Annotated in this window: 17 protein-coding genes and 2 tRNA genes; 15 read left to right on the forward strand and 4 right to left on the reverse strand. The window is 70.3% G+C overall.

Annotation, left to right across the window (positions count from 1 at the left end; genetic code table 11):
* Positions 1-9: 9 nt before the first annotated feature.
* The 7 genes from gltX to Q1V88_RS07560 all read left to right on the forward strand — a co-directional run bounded on the left by gltX (position 10) and on the right by Q1V88_RS07560 (position 5067).
* Entirely contained in the window at positions 10-1479 is a 1470-nt protein-coding gene (gene gltX / locus Q1V88_RS07530; protein ID WP_300680026.1) for a glutamate--tRNA ligase, read from the forward strand.
* 17 nt (positions 1480-1496) lie between these two features.
* Entirely contained in the window at positions 1497-2438 is a 942-nt protein-coding gene (locus Q1V88_RS07535; RefSeq protein ID WP_300680029.1) for a CPBP family intramembrane glutamic endopeptidase, read from the forward strand.
* Between the two features lie 53 nt (positions 2439-2491).
* Positions 2492-2563, forward strand: a tRNA-Gln gene (locus tag Q1V88_RS07540).
* Between the two features lie 95 nt (positions 2564-2658).
* A tRNA-Glu gene (locus Q1V88_RS07545) sits at positions 2659-2734 on the forward strand.
* A 140-nt stretch (positions 2735-2874) separates the two neighbouring features.
* Positions 2875-3354 carry a peptidase inhibitor family I36 protein gene (locus tag Q1V88_RS07550; RefSeq protein ID WP_300680032.1) on the forward strand — a complete coding sequence of 160 codons (480 nt, stop codon included), beginning with the start codon at positions 2875-2877 and terminating at the stop codon, positions 3352-3354.
* A 64-nt stretch (positions 3355-3418) separates the two neighbouring features.
* Complete coding sequence (locus Q1V88_RS07555) at positions 3419-3952, forward strand: sigma-70 family RNA polymerase sigma factor (RefSeq protein ID WP_300680034.1); 534 nt, start codon at positions 3419-3421, stop codon at positions 3950-3952.
* On the forward strand, positions 3952-5067 hold the full coding sequence (locus Q1V88_RS07560; RefSeq protein ID WP_300680037.1) for a hypothetical protein: 1116 nt from the start codon (positions 3952-3954) through the stop codon (positions 5065-5067). The genes Q1V88_RS07555 and Q1V88_RS07560 overlap by 1 nt, the downstream gene beginning before the upstream one ends.
* 446 nt (positions 5068-5513) lie before the next feature.
* On the opposite strand, the gene Q1V88_RS07565 is transcribed toward Q1V88_RS07560, so the two are convergent.
* Entirely contained in the window at positions 5514-6233 is a 720-nt protein-coding gene (locus Q1V88_RS07565) for an IclR family transcriptional regulator (RefSeq protein ID WP_300680040.1), read from the reverse strand.
* Positions 6234-6285: 52 nt separating this feature from the next.
* Between Q1V88_RS07565 and leuC the strand changes: the two genes are divergently transcribed.
* The 3 genes from leuC to Q1V88_RS07580 all read left to right on the forward strand — a co-directional run bounded on the left by leuC (position 6286) and on the right by Q1V88_RS07580 (position 9183).
* The gene (gene leuC / locus Q1V88_RS07570) at positions 6286-7698 is read left to right on the forward strand and encodes a 3-isopropylmalate dehydratase large subunit (protein ID WP_300680042.1); all 1413 of its coding nucleotides are present in this window, start codon (positions 6286-6288) and stop codon (positions 7696-7698) included.
* 27 nt (positions 7699-7725) lie between these two features.
* Positions 7726-8319 (forward strand): 3-isopropylmalate dehydratase small subunit, encoded by a 594-nt coding sequence (gene leuD, locus Q1V88_RS07575; protein WP_300680044.1) that lies wholly within the window; start codon positions 7726-7728, stop codon positions 8317-8319.
* Between the two features lie 231 nt (positions 8320-8550).
* On the forward strand, positions 8551-9183 hold the full coding sequence (locus Q1V88_RS07580) for an HU family DNA-binding protein (protein ID WP_300680046.1): 633 nt from the start codon (positions 8551-8553) through the stop codon (positions 9181-9183).
* Between the two features lie 123 nt (positions 9184-9306).
* On the opposite strand, the gene Q1V88_RS07585 is transcribed toward Q1V88_RS07580, so the two are convergent.
* Entirely contained in the window at positions 9307-9957 is a 651-nt protein-coding gene (locus tag Q1V88_RS07585; RefSeq protein ID WP_300680049.1) for a 2-phospho-L-lactate guanylyltransferase, read from the reverse strand.
* A gap of 113 nt (positions 9958-10070) precedes the next feature.
* On the opposite strand from Q1V88_RS07585, the gene Q1V88_RS07590 reads away from it, so the two are divergent.
* A complete protein-coding gene (locus Q1V88_RS07590) occupies positions 10071-10850 on the forward strand; it encodes a lysophospholipid acyltransferase family protein (protein WP_300680052.1) in 780 nt (259 codons plus the stop codon).
* Positions 10847-11863 carry an NAD(P)H-dependent glycerol-3-phosphate dehydrogenase gene (locus Q1V88_RS07595; protein ID WP_300680054.1) on the forward strand — a complete coding sequence of 339 codons (1017 nt, stop codon included), beginning with the start codon at positions 10847-10849 and terminating at the stop codon, positions 11861-11863. Before Q1V88_RS07590 ends, Q1V88_RS07595 begins: the two co-directional genes overlap by 4 nt.
* Positions 11864-12049: 186 nt before the next feature.
* Here the strand turns inward: Q1V88_RS07595 and Q1V88_RS07600 are convergent, their stop codons facing one another.
* Positions 12050-13144, reverse strand: a complete 1095-nt coding sequence (locus Q1V88_RS07600) for a PLP-dependent transferase (protein WP_300680057.1) — start codon at positions 13142-13144, stop codon at positions 12050-12052.
* A 57-nt stretch (positions 13145-13201) separates the two neighbouring features.
* Here Q1V88_RS07600 and Q1V88_RS07605 point away from each other — a divergent pair, with 57 nt between their 5' ends.
* From Q1V88_RS07605 to Q1V88_RS07615, 3 genes are read left to right on the forward strand one after another with little or no spacing between them, the layout of a single operon-like run.
* The gene (locus tag Q1V88_RS07605; RefSeq protein WP_300680060.1) at positions 13202-13660 is read left to right on the forward strand and encodes a hypothetical protein; all 459 of its coding nucleotides are present in this window, start codon (positions 13202-13204) and stop codon (positions 13658-13660) included.
* The gene (gene murF / locus Q1V88_RS07610; RefSeq protein WP_300680063.1) at positions 13657-15012 is read left to right on the forward strand and encodes a UDP-N-acetylmuramoyl-tripeptide--D-alanyl-D-alanine ligase; all 1356 of its coding nucleotides are present in this window, start codon (positions 13657-13659) and stop codon (positions 15010-15012) included. Before Q1V88_RS07605 ends, murF begins: the two co-directional genes overlap by 4 nt.
* A 10-nt stretch (positions 15013-15022) precedes the next feature.
* Positions 15023-16138, forward strand: a complete 1116-nt coding sequence (locus tag Q1V88_RS07615) for a D-alanine--D-alanine ligase family protein (RefSeq protein ID WP_300680066.1) — start codon at positions 15023-15025, stop codon at positions 16136-16138.
* Positions 16139-16202: 64 nt separating this feature from the next.
* Here the strand turns inward: Q1V88_RS07615 and Q1V88_RS07620 are convergent, their stop codons facing one another.
* A complete protein-coding gene (locus Q1V88_RS07620; RefSeq protein ID WP_300680069.1) occupies positions 16203-17153 on the reverse strand; it encodes a D-alanine--D-alanine ligase in 951 nt (316 codons plus the stop codon).
* Positions 17154-17223: the final 70 nt, after the last annotated feature.

The following is a 17223-nucleotide window of genomic DNA, read 5'->3' on the forward strand; positions in this document are numbered from 1 at the left end:
CTCATCCCGATGACCACGCCCGTTCGCGTTCGTATGGCCCCCTCCCCGACGGGGAGCCCGCACGTCGGCATGATCCGTACGGCCCTGTTCAACTGGGCCTTCGCCCGCCACCACGGTGGCACGTTCGTCTTCCGGATCGAGGACACGGATAAAGAACGAAGCACGCGCGAGTCCCTCGACTCGATCATCGAGCTGCTGCGTTGGTGTGGCCTGACCTGGGACGAGGGCCCGGAGGTCGGCGGCGAGTACGGCCCCTACTTCCAGTCGATGCGCAGTGACATCTACGCCGACGCGCTGGCCAAGCTGCTCGAGGGCGGCCACGCCTACCAGTGCTACTGCACCAACGACGAGGTCGAGGCGCGGCGCAAGGCGTCCGGCTCCAAGGTGATGGGGTACGACGGCTTCTGCCGCGACCTCTCCGCCGAGCAGCTGGCCGCCTTCCAGGCCGAGGGTCGCTCCTCGGTGCCGCGTCTGCGGATGCCCGACGGCTCCCTGACCTGGAACGACCTGGTCCGCGGCGAGGTGACCTTCGAGTCCCAGTTCGTGCCCGACTACGCCCTGGCCCGCGCCAACGGTGACCCGCTGTACACGCTGGTCAACCCGGTCGACGACGCCCTGATGAAGATCACGCACGTGCTGCGCGGCGAGGACCTGCTCTCCTCGACGCCCCGCCAGCTGGCCCTCTACGAGGCGCTCAAGGCGATCGGCATCGCCGACTTCACCCCGGAGTTCGGCCACCTCCCGTACGTCATGGGCGAGGGCAACAAGAAGCTCTCCAAGCGTGACCCCGAGGCGCACGCGCTGGCCTACCGGGACAAGGGCTACCTGCCCGAGGGCCTGCTCAACTACCTCTCCCTGCTCGGCTGGGCGATCGCGGCCGACCGCGACATCTTCACCCTGGAGGAGATGGTCGAGGCGTTCGAGATCGGCGACGTCAATCCGAACCCGGCCCGCTTCGACCTGAAGAAGTGCGACGCGATCAACACCGCCCACATGCGGATGCTGAGCGTCGAGGACATCACCAACCGGGCGCTGCCGTTCCTCAAGGCCGAGGGCGTGCTCTCGGACCCGGTCACCCCGGCCGACCAGCAGCTCCTCGAGCTGGCGATGCCGTTCGTGGCCGAGCGGGTCAACAAGCTCACCGAGATCGGCGACATGCTCCGGTTCCTGTTCGTCTCCGACGCGGACTTCGCGCTCGACGAGACCGACAAGGCCAAGCTGGTGGACACCGACGAGGGCCAGGCCGTGGTCCAGGCGGCGTACGACGCTCTCAGCGGGATCGACCCGTGGTCGGCGGCCAGCATCAACGACGCCCTGCAGACCGCGCTGGTGGAGGAGATGGGGCTCAAGCCGCGCGTCGCCTTCGGTGCCGTCCGGGTCGCCGTCACCGGCAAGCGGATCAGCCCGCCGCTGTTCGAGTCGCTCGAGCTGCTCGGTCGTGAGCGCAGCCTCACGCGTCTGCGTGACGCGCTGAGCTGACCCCGGCTCGTATCACGATGACCGGGAGCCTGGAGTACCACGAGATCAACCGCGCCCACGGGGTAGCGGGCTGGCGCACCGTGCTGGGCACGGTGCTGCTGCTGATCCTGTTCCTCTGGCTCCCGGTCGTCGTCTCGGTGCCGTTCCTGGCCGGGCTCACGATCGACGGAGCCAGCCAGCAGCGGATCACCGACTTCTTCAACCTCGACCCGGTCACGCCGGGCAACCTGGCCTACCTCGATCTCGGGCTGGCCACGGCGATCGGCTCGGCGATGTTCGTCGCCTGGCTGATCCACGGCCATCAGGCACCGCGCTGGCTGCTCTCGGTGGCCGGCCGGATCCGATGGCGCTGGTTCCTGACCTGCCTCGGCCTGGCGGTCATCACCCTGGTGGTCACGCTGGCCGTCTCGGCGATACTGCCGGCGGGGTCGAGCGAGACCCAGATGTCGGGGCCGGTGCACGACTTCACCCGTCAGACGTTCTGGTTCGTCGTCGTCATCGTGGTGCTCACTCCGTTCCAGGCGGCGGGGGAGGAGTTCGCCTTCCGCGGCTACCTCACCCAGGCCTGGGGAGGGTGGGCCTCGCTCCGCTCGCGCCGATGGGGCCGGGTGGTCGCGGTCGTCGTACCGGCTCTGTTCTTCGCCCTCGCGCACGGTCTGGGGCAGGACGTCCCGGTCTTCTTCGACCGCTTCGCGTTCGGGGTCGTGGCCGGGATCCTGGTGATCGCCACCGGCGGCCTGGAGGCGGGTCTGGCGATGCACGTGCTCAACAATCTGGTGGCCTTCGGGGTCGCCCTGGCCTTCGGTGACATCACCACGACCCTGACCGAGGCGAGCGGCAGTTGGTGGATGATCGTGTCCACCCTCACCCAGTCCCTGGTCTTCGCGGCCCTGGTGCTGTGGGCCGCTCGCCGACAGAACGTGGCCCTCCGTTTTGGTCCGCAGGCCCCGCCCCTGTAATGTTCTTTCCGGCCCAAGGGGTGCGGGGAACTCTCCGCAACCGACCGGGTCATTGGTCTATGGTGTAATTGGCAACACTACGGATTCTGATTCCGTCATTCTAGGTTCGAGTCCTAGTAGACCAGCTCAGATCGCACTCCCCTCGGGAGCTGCTGATGTGAAGGCGGTTCCGCCGCCCGTCCTGAACGGGGCCAGCGCAAGCAGGCCCGACAGCGACACTGCCCCCGTTGTGTAGCGGCCTAGCACGCCTGCCTCTCACGCAGGTAGCGCCGGTTCAAATCCGGTCGGGGGTACCAGCCACGAAGGCCCCGCGATCGCGGGGCCTTCGTGCTTTCTGGGGGCGCCGAGCGCCGGAGCGCCGGGTGGACCTGGTGGTGCACGAAACTTTTTTCGCCTGACGTGTCTCGATGCGGGTGATGCCGGACATCTATCTGTCATGAGCCCCTGTCGCGCCCTGCTCGCTCCGCTGCTGACCGTCGTCGCCGTGCTGGGGGTCCACCTCCCGGCAAGCTCGGCCGACGAAGCCTCGGTGGCCCTGCGGGCCGAGGCGGCCACGTTCCTCGACGAGAACCCCGGTGGTTCGCTCGAGGGCACCGAGGTCGTCTACCCCGACGGCAGTGGGTTCGTCGCCGTCGCCAAGAGCGTCAGCTCGCTGAGCCAGTGCGCCGACGGACGCTTCTGCATGTGGGGGAGCACCAACTTCACGGGCTCCTTCACCTATGTCAGCGGCTCGGGGCTCAAGCCCCTGACCGCGACCGTCAAGTCCTTCTACAACGATCGCTCGTACGTCGCCCGGCTTTCCAACAACGCCGGCACCGCGTCGACCTGCTACGGCCCGGGCGCCACCGTCGCCTCGGTCGCTGCGACCTCGCAGTCCCCGGCGCAGGTGCGCCTCGGGGTGAGGACGACGTGCTGAAGGCGAGCGCACGATGGAGGACGGTTGGCATGCTGGGTCCCCGGCGACGGCGGGGGATCCCTGAGTGAACGAGCACGAGTTCGAGAAGGTGTTCTGGGTGGTTCAACCCCAGCTCGTGCGTTTTGCCTTGACCCAGCTGGATCGAGCCGGGGCCGAGGATGCTGTGTCCAACACGCTGTTGGCCCTGTGGCGCAAGGACCTCGACTATCCCGAGGACGCTGTCGCCGAGCGGCAGCTGCAGTCCCTGGCCTTCCAGGTGCTGAGCGGCCACGTCAGCAACGAGTACCGCTCCCGACGACGCCGACGAGCCCTGCTCGATCGGCTCGCCACGCTGCGTGAGGGCGAGCTGGTCGCTGCCGGTGACATCGCCGGTGACGCTGCCGCCCAGGCCGAGAGCAACCAGTGGCTCGGCCGGCTCAGCCCTGCCGACCGGCAGGTGATCACGCTGTTCAACGAGGGCTTCGACATCGAGGAGACCGCCCGGATCCTGGGCTGCTCGGCCTCGGCAGCGTCCAAGCGCCGTACGCGCGCCCGGGACCGGCTCCGCGCCATCGTCACCGCCGACCACGCCACGGCCGTGCACGAGGGGAGGCAGTGATGAGGCTCGCCCACGGCGACGACCCCGAGCTGCGCGAGCTGCTCGACTCGATCGGACTGCACACACCGGTGGCACAGCCCGCACCCGAACGCGACCCCGCCGCGATCGCCATGCTCGCGACGATCCTGGCGACCCCGCGCCACGACCTCGCCCAGCGGCGACGCCTGCCCCGTGAGCCCCGCGCACCTCGGTCCGCGGCGGTGCGGTGGGGCACCCGTGTGGTGGCCGTCGCAGCGGTCGCGGTGCTGGTCTTCGCGCTCACCCAGGTCCTTCCGCAGCGCGGTGGCGGTGGCCCCGCGGTCGCGCTGACCCCACCGATGCTGACCCTGAGCGGGATCAGCGAGGCCGACGCCGCGACGGCGGGCAGTGCCGCCGACGGCGTACTGACGACGTTGGCCGAGCATGCCTCGGCCGCCGCCGCGCCCGCCGACGAGCCGGTGCAGCGGCTGGAGATCGCCGGCTGGTGGGCCTCCACGACGCCTGCTGACGGCACCGCACCGGTCGCCACCGTGCTGCTGCCGACGGTCTCGACGGTCTACGTGCTGCCGGACGGGGACCGTCGGGCGATCGAGCGACGCGGTACGCCGCTGGACCGCTACGGCCGGGTGGCGGCGCTGCCCGACGGCGACTCCTCGGCGGTCAGCAGCGATCAGACCACGCCCCTGGACCCGAGTCGCGGGCCCGACTATCCGGCCACCCTGCCGACGACGGTCGTGGGCATGCGGGAGGCGCTCGCCCCGGCCGCCGACTGTGCCGGGATGGTGGCGAGCTGCCTGCTCAGCAGCGTGCAGGACCTGTTCGAGAACTACGTCGTCCCGCCGGCGGTCACCGCCGTGGTCTGGCGCACGCTCGCGACCGAGAGCGGGATCACCTCGCTGGGCGAGACGAAGGACCGTCGAGGCCGTACGGCGCAGGTCCTCACCGCACCGTCGATCAATCCGCGCCAACAGATCCTGGTGCTGATCGATCCCGATCACGGGACCTACCTGGGCTCGGAGAACGTGCTGATCAAGGCCGACGAGAACTTCGGCTTCGACCCGCCGGCGGTGGTCTCGTTCACCGCGGTGGTCTCGGCGCAGCGGGTGCCCGTCTCGGCGGTGCCTGCGGTGCGGTGACGGTGGTGCCGCTGGTGCCGAGAAATAAAGTTCGGGCCAGGTGTCCCGAGCCCCGGTGTGCCGGACATCTCAGCGGTATGGAGGGTTCACTGAGTCAGGTCGGGGCTACTGCCCAGTCGATCGACGTCGGTCTGTTGCAACGGATTCGACGTGACGACGAGGCATGGCTGGCGGATGCGCGTGAGCGGTTGGCCGCGCGGATGTACTCCGGGGAGCGCCGAAGGCGCGCAGGTCGCTGAGATCCGGGTTCACCACGCCCGAGATCCGGCTTCACCACGGGTGACTTCCGGGTTCACCACGCCTGAGATCCGGGTTCACCACGGGTGAATTCCGGGTTCAGCACGCGGCGTCCCGGCGCGCGTGAGAAACCCGGAACTCGGCGGTGAGAAACCCGGATCTGGGCGGTGGTGAACCCGGATCTCGGCGGTGGTGAACCCGGAATTCGGCTATTCAGCAGCTCGACGCAAGGACTCCGACAGGCGCTCCGCTGCGGCGATGATCGCCGGGGCGTGCATCCGGCCGGGCTGGCGGGTGAGGCGCTCCAGCGGGCCCGAGACCGAGACCGCGGCGATGATCTTGCCGCCGGGGGAGCGGACCGGGGCCGAGACCGAGGCCACGCCGGCCTCGCGCTCGCCGACCGACTGTGCCCAGCCACGGCGGCGGATGCCTGACAGGGCGGCGGCGGAGAAGGCAGCGTTCTGCAGGCCACGGTGGACCCGCTCGGGGTCCTCCCAGGCCAGCAGCACCTGGGCGGCCGAACCGGCACGCATGGTGAGCTGGGAGCCGACCGGGATGGTGTCACGCAAGCCCGAGGGGCGCTCTGCGGCTGCGATGCACACACGCATGTCGCCCTGGCGGCGCCACAACTGGGCGGTCTCGCCGGTGATGTCGCGCAGCCGGGCCAGCACCGGGCCGGCGGTGGCCAGCAAGCGGTCCTCGCCGGCGGCGGCAGAGAGCTCGGCGAGCCGCGGGCCGAGCACGAAGCGCCCCTGCAGGTCGCGGGCGACCAGACGGTGATGCTCCAGGGCGACGGCGAGACGATGGGCCGTGGGTCGGGCCAATCCTGTCGCCGTGACGAGCGCCGCAAGGGTCGCGGGCCCGGACTCGAGTGCCGTCAAGACCGCAGCGGCCTTGTCCAGCACGCCTACTCCACTACCGGTGTCCATAGTGCGAGACTAATTGTCTCAACACCTGGAATGCAAGAGTATGCTCCGATTCATGGCAAAGACGCTGAGTGAGAAGGTCTGGGACGAACACGTCGTGCGCTCGACGGAGGGCGAGCCTGACCTGCTGTACATCGACCTCCACCTCGTGCACGAGGTGACCAGCCCGCAGGCCTTCGATGGCCTCCGGCTCGCGGGCCGTTCGGTCCGTCGCCCCGATCTCACTCTCGCGACCGAGGACCACAATGTTCCCACGCTCGACTGGGACAAGCCGATCGTGGACCCGATCTCGCGCACCCAGATCGAGACGCTGCGCAAGAACGCCGAGGAGTTCGGCGTACGGCTGCACCCGCTCGGCGACATCGAGCAGGGCATCGTCCACGTCGTCGGCCCGCAGCTGGGGCTGACCCAGCCGGGCATGACGATCGTGTGCGGCGACTCCCACACCGCCACCCACGGCGCCTTCGGCGCGATCGCGCACGGCATCGGCACCTCCGAGGTCGAGCACGTCCTGGCCACGCAGACGCTGCCGCAGGCCAAGCCGAAGACGTTCGCCGTCACGGTCAACGGATCGCTGCCCGACGGTGTGACCGCCAAGGACCTGATCCTCTACATCATCACTCAGCTCGGCACCGGTGCCGGCATGGGCTACATCGTCGAGTACCGCGGCCAGGCCATCCGCGAGCTCTCGATGGAGGGCCGCATGACGGTGTGCAACATGAGCATCGAGTGGGGCGCGAAGGCGGGCATGATCGCCCCCGACGAGACCACGTTCGCCTACCTCAAGGACAAGCCCGAGTCGCCGAAGGGCGCCGAGTGGGACAAGGCCGTCGAGCACTGGAAGACGTACGTCACCGACGAGGACGCGACCTTCGACAAGGAGGTCGTCTTCGACGCCGCCGACGTCACGCCGTGGGTCACCTGGGGCACCAACCCGGGCCAGGGCGCGCCGCTGGGCGGCACCGTCCCGGCGCCGGCCGACTTCGACGACGCGATCGAGCGCACCGCCGCCGAGAACGCCCTGTCCTACATGGACCTCACCCCCGGTGAGGCGCTGCGCGAGGTCCACATCGACACCGTCTTCGTGGGCTCGTGCACCAACGGCCGGATCGAGGACCTGCGGGCCGCCGCCGCCGTCCTCGAGGGTCGCAGCGTGGCCGAGGGCACTCGGATGTTGGTCGTTCCCGGCTCGGCCCGGGTGCGGCTCGAGGCCGAGGCCGAGGGTCTGGACAAGATCTTCCTGGCCGCCGGTGCCGAGTGGCGCGGTGCGGGCTGCTCGATGTGCCTGGGCATGAACCCCGACAAGATCGGTGCCGGCGAGCGCAGCGCGTCGACGTCGAACCGCAACTTCGAGGGCCGCCAGGGCAAGGGTGGTCGCACCCACCTGGTCTCCGTCCCGGTCGCCGCGGCCACCGCGGTGCGCGGCACCCTCTCCTCGCCCGCCGACCTCGCTCCGGCGAACGCCTGATCCGCGTACGCGCTAGAAGGAATCGACATGGACAAGTTCACCACCCACACCGGCACCGGCGTCCCGCTGCGACGCAGCGACGTCGACACCGACCAGATCATCCCCGCGGAGTACCTCAAGCGGGTCACCCGCAGCGGCTTCGAGGACGGCCTCTTCGCCGCCTGGCGCGGCGACGCCGACTTCATCCTCAACCAGGACGCCTACCGCGAGGGCACCGTCCTCGTCGCGGGTCCCAACTTCGGCACCGGCTCCTCGCGCGAGCACGCCGTCTGGGCCCTGCAGAACTACGGGTTCCAGGCCGTCATCTCCTCCAACTTCGGTGACATCTTCCGGGGCAACTCCGGCAAGGCCGGTCTGCTGACCGCGCTCGTCACCGAGGACGTCGTGGAGAGGCTCTGGGACTACCTCGACGCCCAGCCCGGCGCCGCGGTCACCGTCGACCTGGAGAACCAGCGGATCACCACCGCCGGTGGCGAGGTCGACGCGCCGTTCGAGATCGACGAGTACACCAAGTGGCGTCTGGTCAATGGCCTCGACGACATCGGCATCACGCTCTCGCACGAGGACGACATCGCCGCCTACGAGGCGACGCGGTTCAGCTGGAAGGCCGTCACGCAGTGACGATGGCCGGCTGAGAGGCGACCGTACGACGACCGCCGCAGGCCCCGGGAACGGGGCCCGCGGCGGCGTTTTTTCGTTGCAGGGCTGAGAAATCGGCCGATTTGACCTGAAATCACCGGATGTGGCAGTGCGACACGCCACGTTGTGGTGTGCGGAAGGCCACACCGTGGTTAGCGTTCAAGACGACGGCGGGCATCCACGCCCGGCGCGAGCTGAACTGAAAGGTCGATCGTGAACAAGTCTGAGCTTGTCGAGGCGCTCTCCGCGCGCTTCGACGGAAACAAGAAGGCTGCGTCCCACGCGCTGGAGTCGGTCCTCGACACCATCACTCGTGCCGTGGCCGATGGTGAGAAGGTCGCCATCACCGGGTTCGGTTCGTTCGAGAAGCGGGTCCGCGAGGCACGGTGGGTGCGCAACCCGCAGACCGGCGACCGGATCAAGGCGAAGAAGACCCACGTCCCGAAGTTCACCGCCGGCGCCGACCTCAAGAACGTCGTCTCGGGGGCCAAGAAGCTGCCCAAGCTGGTCACCCCCAAGCCGGTGCAGAGTGCCGTGGCCAAGAGCGCCGCGACCGCCAAGGCTGCCGCCACCAAGGTCGCCCCGAAGAAGGCGGCGACCAAGGCCGCCCCGGCGAAGAAGGCCGCTGCCGCCGCATCGACGGCGAAGACCGCCGCCACCAAGGCTGCTCCCGCCAAGGCTGCTCCGGCGAAGACCGCTGCGGCGAAGAAGGCAGCCCCGGCCGCCACGAAGAAGGCGGCCGCCACGAAGGCCGCCCCCGCCAAGAAGGCTGCTGCGACGAAGGCCGCTCCGGCCAAGACCGCGGCCAAGAAGGCCCCCGCGAAGAAGGCCGCCAAGAAGGCCTGACCCCGCCACGCGCCTGCGGGCCGTCCCTGGTGGGGCGGCCCGCAGGCGGGTCCGGGGAGGGGGGGGTGAGCGCGGTCGGAGACAGCCAGCCCGGTCAGAGCCCCTCAGAGCCCCTCAGAGCCCTCAGGGCAGGCGCGCCACCACAGCGGCGGTGAACCGGCCGACCCCGAGCTCGCGGGCCTTGCCCAGCGCGTCCAGGTCGTCGACGTCACGACGCAGGGAGGCCAGCGGGCCGGTGATGGAGAGCGCTCCGGCGTTCTGGTGGCGCTGTTGGGAGCCACCGCCGAACTGCGGGTCGAAGAGCCCGATCGGCGCCGTGTAGAGCGTCGTTCCCAGACCGTCGGCATCGGCCACGTACGCCGCCAGCGTCGGCGGTGCCGAGGCCAGGGCGACGGTGAGATCGACGGGACGCAGGGCGGGCAGGTCGCCGAGCAGCGCCGCCGGTCGAAGCGTCGGCCAGCGCCGCGCCGCCTCGGCCGCCGCCAGCCGGAGCGACCCGTTGAGGTCGTCGGTGATGCCGTCGGGGATCGCGAAGCAGCCCACCGCCGCCAGGTCGGTCGCGAACGCAGCGTCGTCGGTCACCGCGAGCACCGCGCCCACGCCGGGCGTGTTCAGGCACGCCGTGGCGGTGTCCAGGGCGAAGGCCTCGGCCAGCTGTCGACGTACGTCGTCAGGGATCCCACGCAGCCGGGACTTGCCCCGCGCCGGAGGCTTGACCGGCAGCAGCACCACATGGGTGGGCTGCGTGGTGCCGGATTCGTGGGTCGAGGACATCCCTCAGATCCTTGCAGGTCGCGGTAGAGGGCGCCTGGCAGGGTGAGGCGGTAATCTGGCCGATCGTGGGCAAGTACCGGAAACTCAGTGAGAAGCTCGATCTCGGATATGCGGTGAGCGTTCCGCTGGTCAAGCCGTTCCTCAAGGCCACCACCAAGCAGCGGTGGGAGGGTGCCGAGAACATCCCGACCAGCGGTGGCGTCATCCTCGCGATGAACCACGTCTCCCACATCGACCCGCTGACCGCGGCCCACATCACCTGGGATCACGGCCGACTCTCGCGCTACCTGGCCAAGGCCAGCCTGTTCAAGATCAAGGTGGTCGGCCCGGTGCTGCGTGCTGCCGGCCAGATCCCCGTCGAGCGTGCCTCGGCCGGTGCCGACGCCCTCAAGGCGGCGATCGACGCGGTCAACGACGGCAAGCTGATCGTGGTCTACGTCGAGGGCTCGATCACCAAGGACCCCGACGGCTGGCCGATGGTCGGCAAGAGCGGTGCGGCCCGGATCGCGCTGGCCACCGGCGCACCGGTGATCCCGGTGGGGCAGTGGGGTGCCCAGTTCCTGTTCAACGGCTACGAGAAGAAGTTCAGGCCCTTCCCGCGCAAGCTGGTGCAGATGAAGGTCGGTACGCCGATCGACCTGAGCGATCTCGAGCACAGTGATCGACCGGCGGTCGAGGACGTCAACCTCGCCACCGACCGGATCATGTCCGCGATCGTCGGCCTGGTCGCCGACATCCGCGGTGAGGAGCCGCCGGCCGAGCTCTATGACCCGCGCAAGGCCCGGAAGGCGGCCCGCGAGGCCGAGCAGGCTGCGAAGACTGAGCCGGCTGAGCAGAAGGAGCAGGCCGATCCCGGCGCAGCGAACGGCTCGGACGGGGTGTCCGAGGCGTGAGCGCCGCACGTGCAGGCCGGGTCGCCGTCTTCGGCTCCGGCTCCTGGGGGACCGCGTTCTCGACGGTGCTGGCCGATGCCGGCAACGAGGTGACGATGTGGGCGCGTCGCCCCGAGCTCGCCGAGGCGATCAACGCCACCCGGACCAACCCTGACTACCTGCCCGGCATCGAGCTGCCCGAGGCGATCACGGCCACCCACGACCCGGAGCGGGCGCTCGAGGGCGCTGACATCGCCGTCCTGGCGGTGCCCAGCCAGTCGCTGCGCGACAACCTGCGCGAGTGGGCGCCGTACATCGGCGACGGCGTCACCTTCGTCTCGCTGATGAAGGGGGTCGAGCTCGGCACCCTGGATCGGATGAGCGAGGTCATCGCCGACGTCACCGGCGCCGGTCCGGAGCGGATCGCGGTGATCAGCGGCCCGAACCTGGCCAAGCCGATCGCGCTGCGCGAGCCGGCCGCCTCGACGGTGGCCTGCGCCGACGAGGAGGTCGCCAAGATGCTCCAGGCGCGGGTGCACAGCCCGGCGTTCCGGCCCTACACGTCGGTCGACGTGGTGGGCTGCGAGATCGGCGGCTCCTACAAGAACGTGGTCGCGATCGCGGCCGGCATGGCGGTGGGCCTCGGCTTCGGTGACAACACCACCGCGACGGTGATCACCCGCGGCCTGGCCGAGACCGCGCGTCTGGGGATGAAGCTCGGCGCCAACCCGATGACGTTCATGGGCCTGGCCGGCCTCGGTGACCTGGTCGCCACCTGCTCCTCGCCGCTCTCACGTAACCGTACGTTCGGCGAGAAGCTGGGCCAGGGGATGAGCGTCGAGGACGTCGTCGCCCAGACCCGTCAGGTGGCTGAGGGCGCCAAGTCCTGTGCCTCGCTGCGGGCACTGGCCGAGCGTTGCGAGGTCGACCACCCGCTGGTGGCCGCCGTCGACGACGTGGTCGCCGGGCGGCTCACCGCGGGGGAGCTGATCGACGCGATGCTGGAGCGGCCGACCAAGGCGGAGACCGACTGAGCGTCGCGAACTGAGCGAGGCCGACACCGAGCTTGCTCGTGTGTCGTGCCGAGCGAGGGAGCAAGCCGCCCGGAGGGCGGCAGGCCGACACCGAGCTTGCTCGCGTGTCGTGCCGAGCGAGGGAGGTAGTCGCCCGAAGGGCGACCGACCGACTGAGGGTCGCGATCTGAGCGACTGACCCCCGGGTCAGCCCTCCAGCAGCGACAGCGCCGAGGCCAGGTCCTCCCACAGGTCGTCGACGTCCTCGATGCCGACACTGAACCGGACCAGGCCCTCGGGCACGTCGGGCGACTCGCCGGCCCAGCGCCGGCGACGCTCGAAGGTCGACTCGACGCCGCCGAGGGAGGTGGCGTGCACCCACAGCGTGGTGGAGTGGGTGAGCAGCTCGGCGGCACCGGCCGAGGGCAGTACGGCGGCCAGCATCGCGCCCGAGCCCGGGTAGCGCACCTCGGTGATCGCCGGATGCGCCTCGAGCCGACGGGCCAGCTCGGCGGCGTTGGCCGAGGCGGCCTTGACCCGCAGCGGCAGGGTGCGGATGCCGCGCAGGGCGAGCCAGACCTCGAACGGACCAGGTACGGCACCGATCAGGTCCCGGCGGCCCTTGAGCACCTTCCACAGGTCGGGGTCCGTGACCACCAGGGCGCCGAGGTTCACGTCGGAGTGCCCGGCGAGGTACTTGGTCACCGAGTGCACGACGATGTCGGCGCCCAGCGCCAGCGGCTGCTGCAGCACCGGCGTGGCCAGGGTGTTGTCGACCACGACCCGGATGCCGCGCTGGTGGGCGGCGGCGATCAGGGCGGGCAGGTCGGCCAGTCGCATCTCGGGGTTGGTCGGCGACTCGATCCACAGCAGCGCGGTGTCGTCGTCGAGAGCCGCGATCACGGCCTCGGTGTCGGCGATGTCGACGAGCCTGGTCCGGATCCGGCCGCGTGCCTCCAGGTCGGAGAGCTGGCCGATGGTGCCGAGGTAGGCCTGCCCGGCGACGACGGTGGAGTCGTTGACCAGGTCGAGGAGCGTCGCGGTCGCGGCCTGGCCGCTGGAGAAGGTGAGGGCGAGCCCGCCTTCCAGGGCGCCGAGGGTGGACTCGAACGCCACCCAGGTGTCGTTCGTGTAGCGCCCGTACTCCTTGTCACCGCCGCCGACGTACGTCGAGGCCATCGTGATCGGGTGGTTGAGTGGCTGGTCGGGCTCGTGCGGGGGACGACCGGCTTGCACGGCGACGGTGGCGGGCTTGAGCAGGTTCGGGGTGGTCGGCACAGTCGGATCGGGTGACGCGGTCATAGGGTCCAGTGTGCCGACCTGGGTTCTGGGGGCGCACGCCAGTAGGGTGGCGGCACCATGATCTGGTTCATCCTCGCCGCTCAGTTCGTCATCACCGCCGCCGCCGGAGTCCGCTGGACGAGGGTCGCCCAACAGGGCGGATACCAGCCCGGGTGCGCCGTCGCCGTGAAGCGGTCGAGCTCCGCGCAGGGCTCACCGGACCGGGTCGGCTTCCTCATCCTGGCGGTGGCCTCCGTGGTCGGCTGCGTGATCTGGCTGCTCTCCCTCCCCGCCGCGCTGCTGTGGCTGTTCTGGCCGCGCTCGGTGCCGCTGCGGGACGCCGCGACCCCGCTGGTCTGGGACAGCCGGGCGGTGCGCTTCATGATCACCTCGACGGCCACGCTCTTCCTGCTGATGGCCGCGCTGATGATCGCCACCATCTACATCGGCCTCTACTTCGTCTCGCTGCTGCCGCTGGTGGCGATCGTCGCCGTCGAGTGGGCGCTGCGGATGTCGACCAAGGCGGCCACGGCATGATCCCGCTCGACCTGGACACCATCGCCCGGGTCGTCGGCGGCACCGTCCACGGTGAGGCCGCCGGCGTCACCGTCACGGCACCGGCCGTCCTGGACGGTCGCACCGCCGAGGCGGGTGCGCTGTTCGTCGCCTTCGCGGGCGAGAACGTCGACGGCCACGAGTACGCCGCCCAGGCCGGCGCCGCGGGTGCGGTGGCCGTGCTGGGCTCGCGGCCGACGGCTCTGCCGACCGTCGTGGTCGACGACGTCCAGACCGCGCTGCAGAACCTCGCCGCCTACGTCCTGGTCCAGCTGCGTGCCGCCGGGGAGATCACGGTGATCGGGGTGACCGGCTCCCAGGGCAAGACCAGCACCAAGGACATGACCGCGGCGATCCTGGCCGCCCAGGCGCCCACCGTCGCCACCCTGGGCTCGCTCAACAACGAGCTCGGCGTCCCGCTGACCGTGCTGCGCGCCACTACCCAGACCCGTTTCCTGGTCCTGGAGATGGGGGCACGGGGCAAGGGGCACATCCGCCAGCTCACCGACATCGCGCCGCTCGACGTCGCGATGGTGCTCAACGTCGGCTTCGCCCACCTCGGCGAGTTCGGCTCCCGCGAGGCGATCGCCCATGCCAAGGGCGAGCTGGTCGAGGGGCTGCGTGCGGGTGGGATCGCGGTGCTCAACGCCGATGACCCGCGCGTGGTCGCGATGCGGGCGCTCACCGAGGGGAAGGTGCTCACCTTCGGGACGGCCGAGCATGCCGACGTACGCGTGGCTGACCTGGCTCAGGATCGGCTCGGTCGCGCCTCGTTCACCCTGCACACTGCCGACGCCGAGGCCGAGGTGGCGCTGCCCGTCGTCGGGGCACACCAGGCGTTCAACGCCGCCGCTGCGGCGACCGCCGTCCGGGCCGTCGGGATCGCACTGGACGCCGTTCCCGGCCCGCTCGCCACCGCGACCCTGTCGCAGTGGCGGATGGAGCTGCACGAGCTGCCCAGTGGCCTGACGCTGCTCAACGACTCCTACAACGCCAACCCCGACTCGATGCGGGCCGCGCTCGACGCCCTGGCAGCGATCCAGACCCCCGGGCGCCGGGTGGCGGTCCTGGGGGAGATGCTCGAGCTCGGTGAGGGCTCCGACTCCGAGCACCGTGAGATCGGTGCGTACGCCGCCGAGCGGGCCGACCGGGTCCTGGTCGTCGGCGAGGGCGCCCGCCCGATCCTCGACGGCGCCGGGTCCGAGGCGCTGCTGGTGCCCGACAACGCCGCGGCCGTCGCCTGGCTCGGCGAGCACCTGGGCCAACGTGACGTGGTTCTCGTCAAGGCCTCCCGTGGGGCGCGCCTCGACGAGGTCGCCGCAGCCCTTGAGTAAGTTCGCAGGTGTGAAGCAGAAGATCCGTGTTGCCCTGTTGTTCGGTGGTCGGTCGGGGGAGCACCCGATCTCGATCGTGACGGCGGCAGGGGTGCTCGGAGCGATGGACCCCGAGAAGTACGACGTCGTGCCGATCGGGATCACCAAGTCCGGCCAGTGGGTCGTGGGCAGCGCGGACCTCTCCGCCGCCGCCCTCACCGGAGCCACGCTGCCCGAGGTGGAGGCGACGCCGGGCAGCGGCGTGCTGCTCTCCGGTGCCAGTCTCCAGGTGCTGCAGCCGGGCTCGGTGCCTGAGCAGCTCGGTGAGGTCGACGTGGTCTTCCCGGTGCTGCACGGCCCGTACGGCGAGGACGGCACGATCCAGGGCCTGCTCGAGCTCGCCGACGTCCCGTACGTCGGCTGTGGCGTGCTGGCCTCGGCGGTCGGGATGGACAAGGAGTTCATGAAGCTGGTCTTCGCCGGGCGGGGCCTGCCGGTGGGGCCGTACGTCGTCGTGCGGCCGCGTCAGTGGGAGCAGTCCCGTGACGACGTACTCGCGCAGGTGGCCGACCTGGCGCTGCCGCTCTTCGTCAAGCCCGCTCGCGGCGGCTCCTCGCTCGGCGTCACCCGGGTCGATGATCTGACGGACCTGGCAGACCTGGAGGCCGCCGTCGCCGAGGCCCAGAAGCACGACCCGAAGGTGATCATCGAGGCAGGCCTGGAGGGCCGCGAGATCGAGTGCGCCGTCCTCGGCGGCCGTGACGGCGCCGCCCCGCGGGCCTCGGTGCCCGGTGAGATCGTGGTGGACGCGGCCGAGGGCGCCGACTTCTACGACTTCGAGGCGAAGTACGTCAGTGGCACCCAGGCGCGCGCCGAGGCACCGGCCGACCTGCCCGCCGACGTCGCCGAGAAGGTCCGCCAGACCGCGATCGCGGCGTTCGAGGCCGTCGACGCCGAGGGACTGTCGCGGGTCGACGTCTTCGTCAGCCCCGCCGGTGACGTGGTGATCAACGAGATCAACACGCTGCCCGGGTTCACCCCGATCTCGATGTACCCGAAGATGTGGGAGGCCACCGGCCTGTCCTACTCGGATCTGATCGACGAGCTGATCCAGCTCGCCCTGGAGCGCCCGCGCGGCCTGCGCTGAGCCTCCGAACGCACCACGGGCCCCGAGTCGATCGACTCGGGGCCCGTGGCGTCGATGCGCACGATCAGCGCGCCAGCGCACGACCGATCAGGTCGACGGCGAGCTCGCCGAGGGTGGTGCCCGACGCGCTGCAGGCGAAGGGCAGCACCGAGGTCTCGGTGGCCCCGGGGGTGATCGCGGCCTCCAGCACGACGAAGGAGCCGTCGGCGTCGACGATCAGGTCGGTGCGGGAGATGTCGCGCAGACCGAGGGTCTCGTGCACGGCCACGGCGGCGTCACCGACGGCGGCGACGACGTCGTCGGGCATGTCGAGCGGGGTGAGGCTGACGTACTCGGCGGTGTAGCGCGCCGAGAAGTCGAACTCGTGGCCCTTGGCGAAGTCGATCTCGATCGGGGCCAGAGCCTTCGGGCCCTCGTCGGTGTCGCGGACCACGACGGAGACGTTGGCGCCCGGGTAGAACCGCTCGATCAGGGCCTCGTCGTAGTAGGCGTAGGCGGTGACCAGGGCCGAGGGCAGCTCGGAGAGGCCGTCGACACCGGTGACGCCGAGCGCGGAGCCGCCTCGGGTCGGCTTGACCACGATCCGGTCGCCGAGCAGGTTCATCACCTGCTCCATCAGCGCGCTGGCGCCGATGTCACGGAAGGTCTGTGCCGAGAGCCCGACCGAGTCGGGGACCGGGATGCCGGCGCGGCGCAGGATCTCGCGCGAGGTGCCCTTGTCGTAGGCCACCCGGCAGGCACGCGAGTCCGAGCCGACGAACGGCAGCCCGATCAGCTCGAGCAGGGTCTGGATCTCGCCGTCCTCCCCGAACTGGCCGTGCAGGGTCGGCACCGCGGCGACGACCTTGTCGCGCTCGAGGTGGTGCAGCAGGTTGCGGTCGAAGTCGTACGACGTCACCTCGACGCCGGCAGCGCGGAGCTCACGGACGATGTTGCGGCCACTGGCCAGCGACACGTCACGCTCGTGGCTCAGGCCGCCCGCGATCACAGCGATCGGTCCGGCAAGTTCGGTCATGTCAGTCACCTCAGGTACAGCACTTTCGGTTCAGGTGTGTCAGATGAGTCAGGGGTCTGGTGCTTCAGAA

It is taken from the genome of Nocardioides sp., from assembly GCF_030150155.1.
Taxonomy (GTDB): domain Bacteria; phylum Actinomycetota; class Actinomycetes; order Propionibacteriales; family Nocardioidaceae; genus Nocardioides.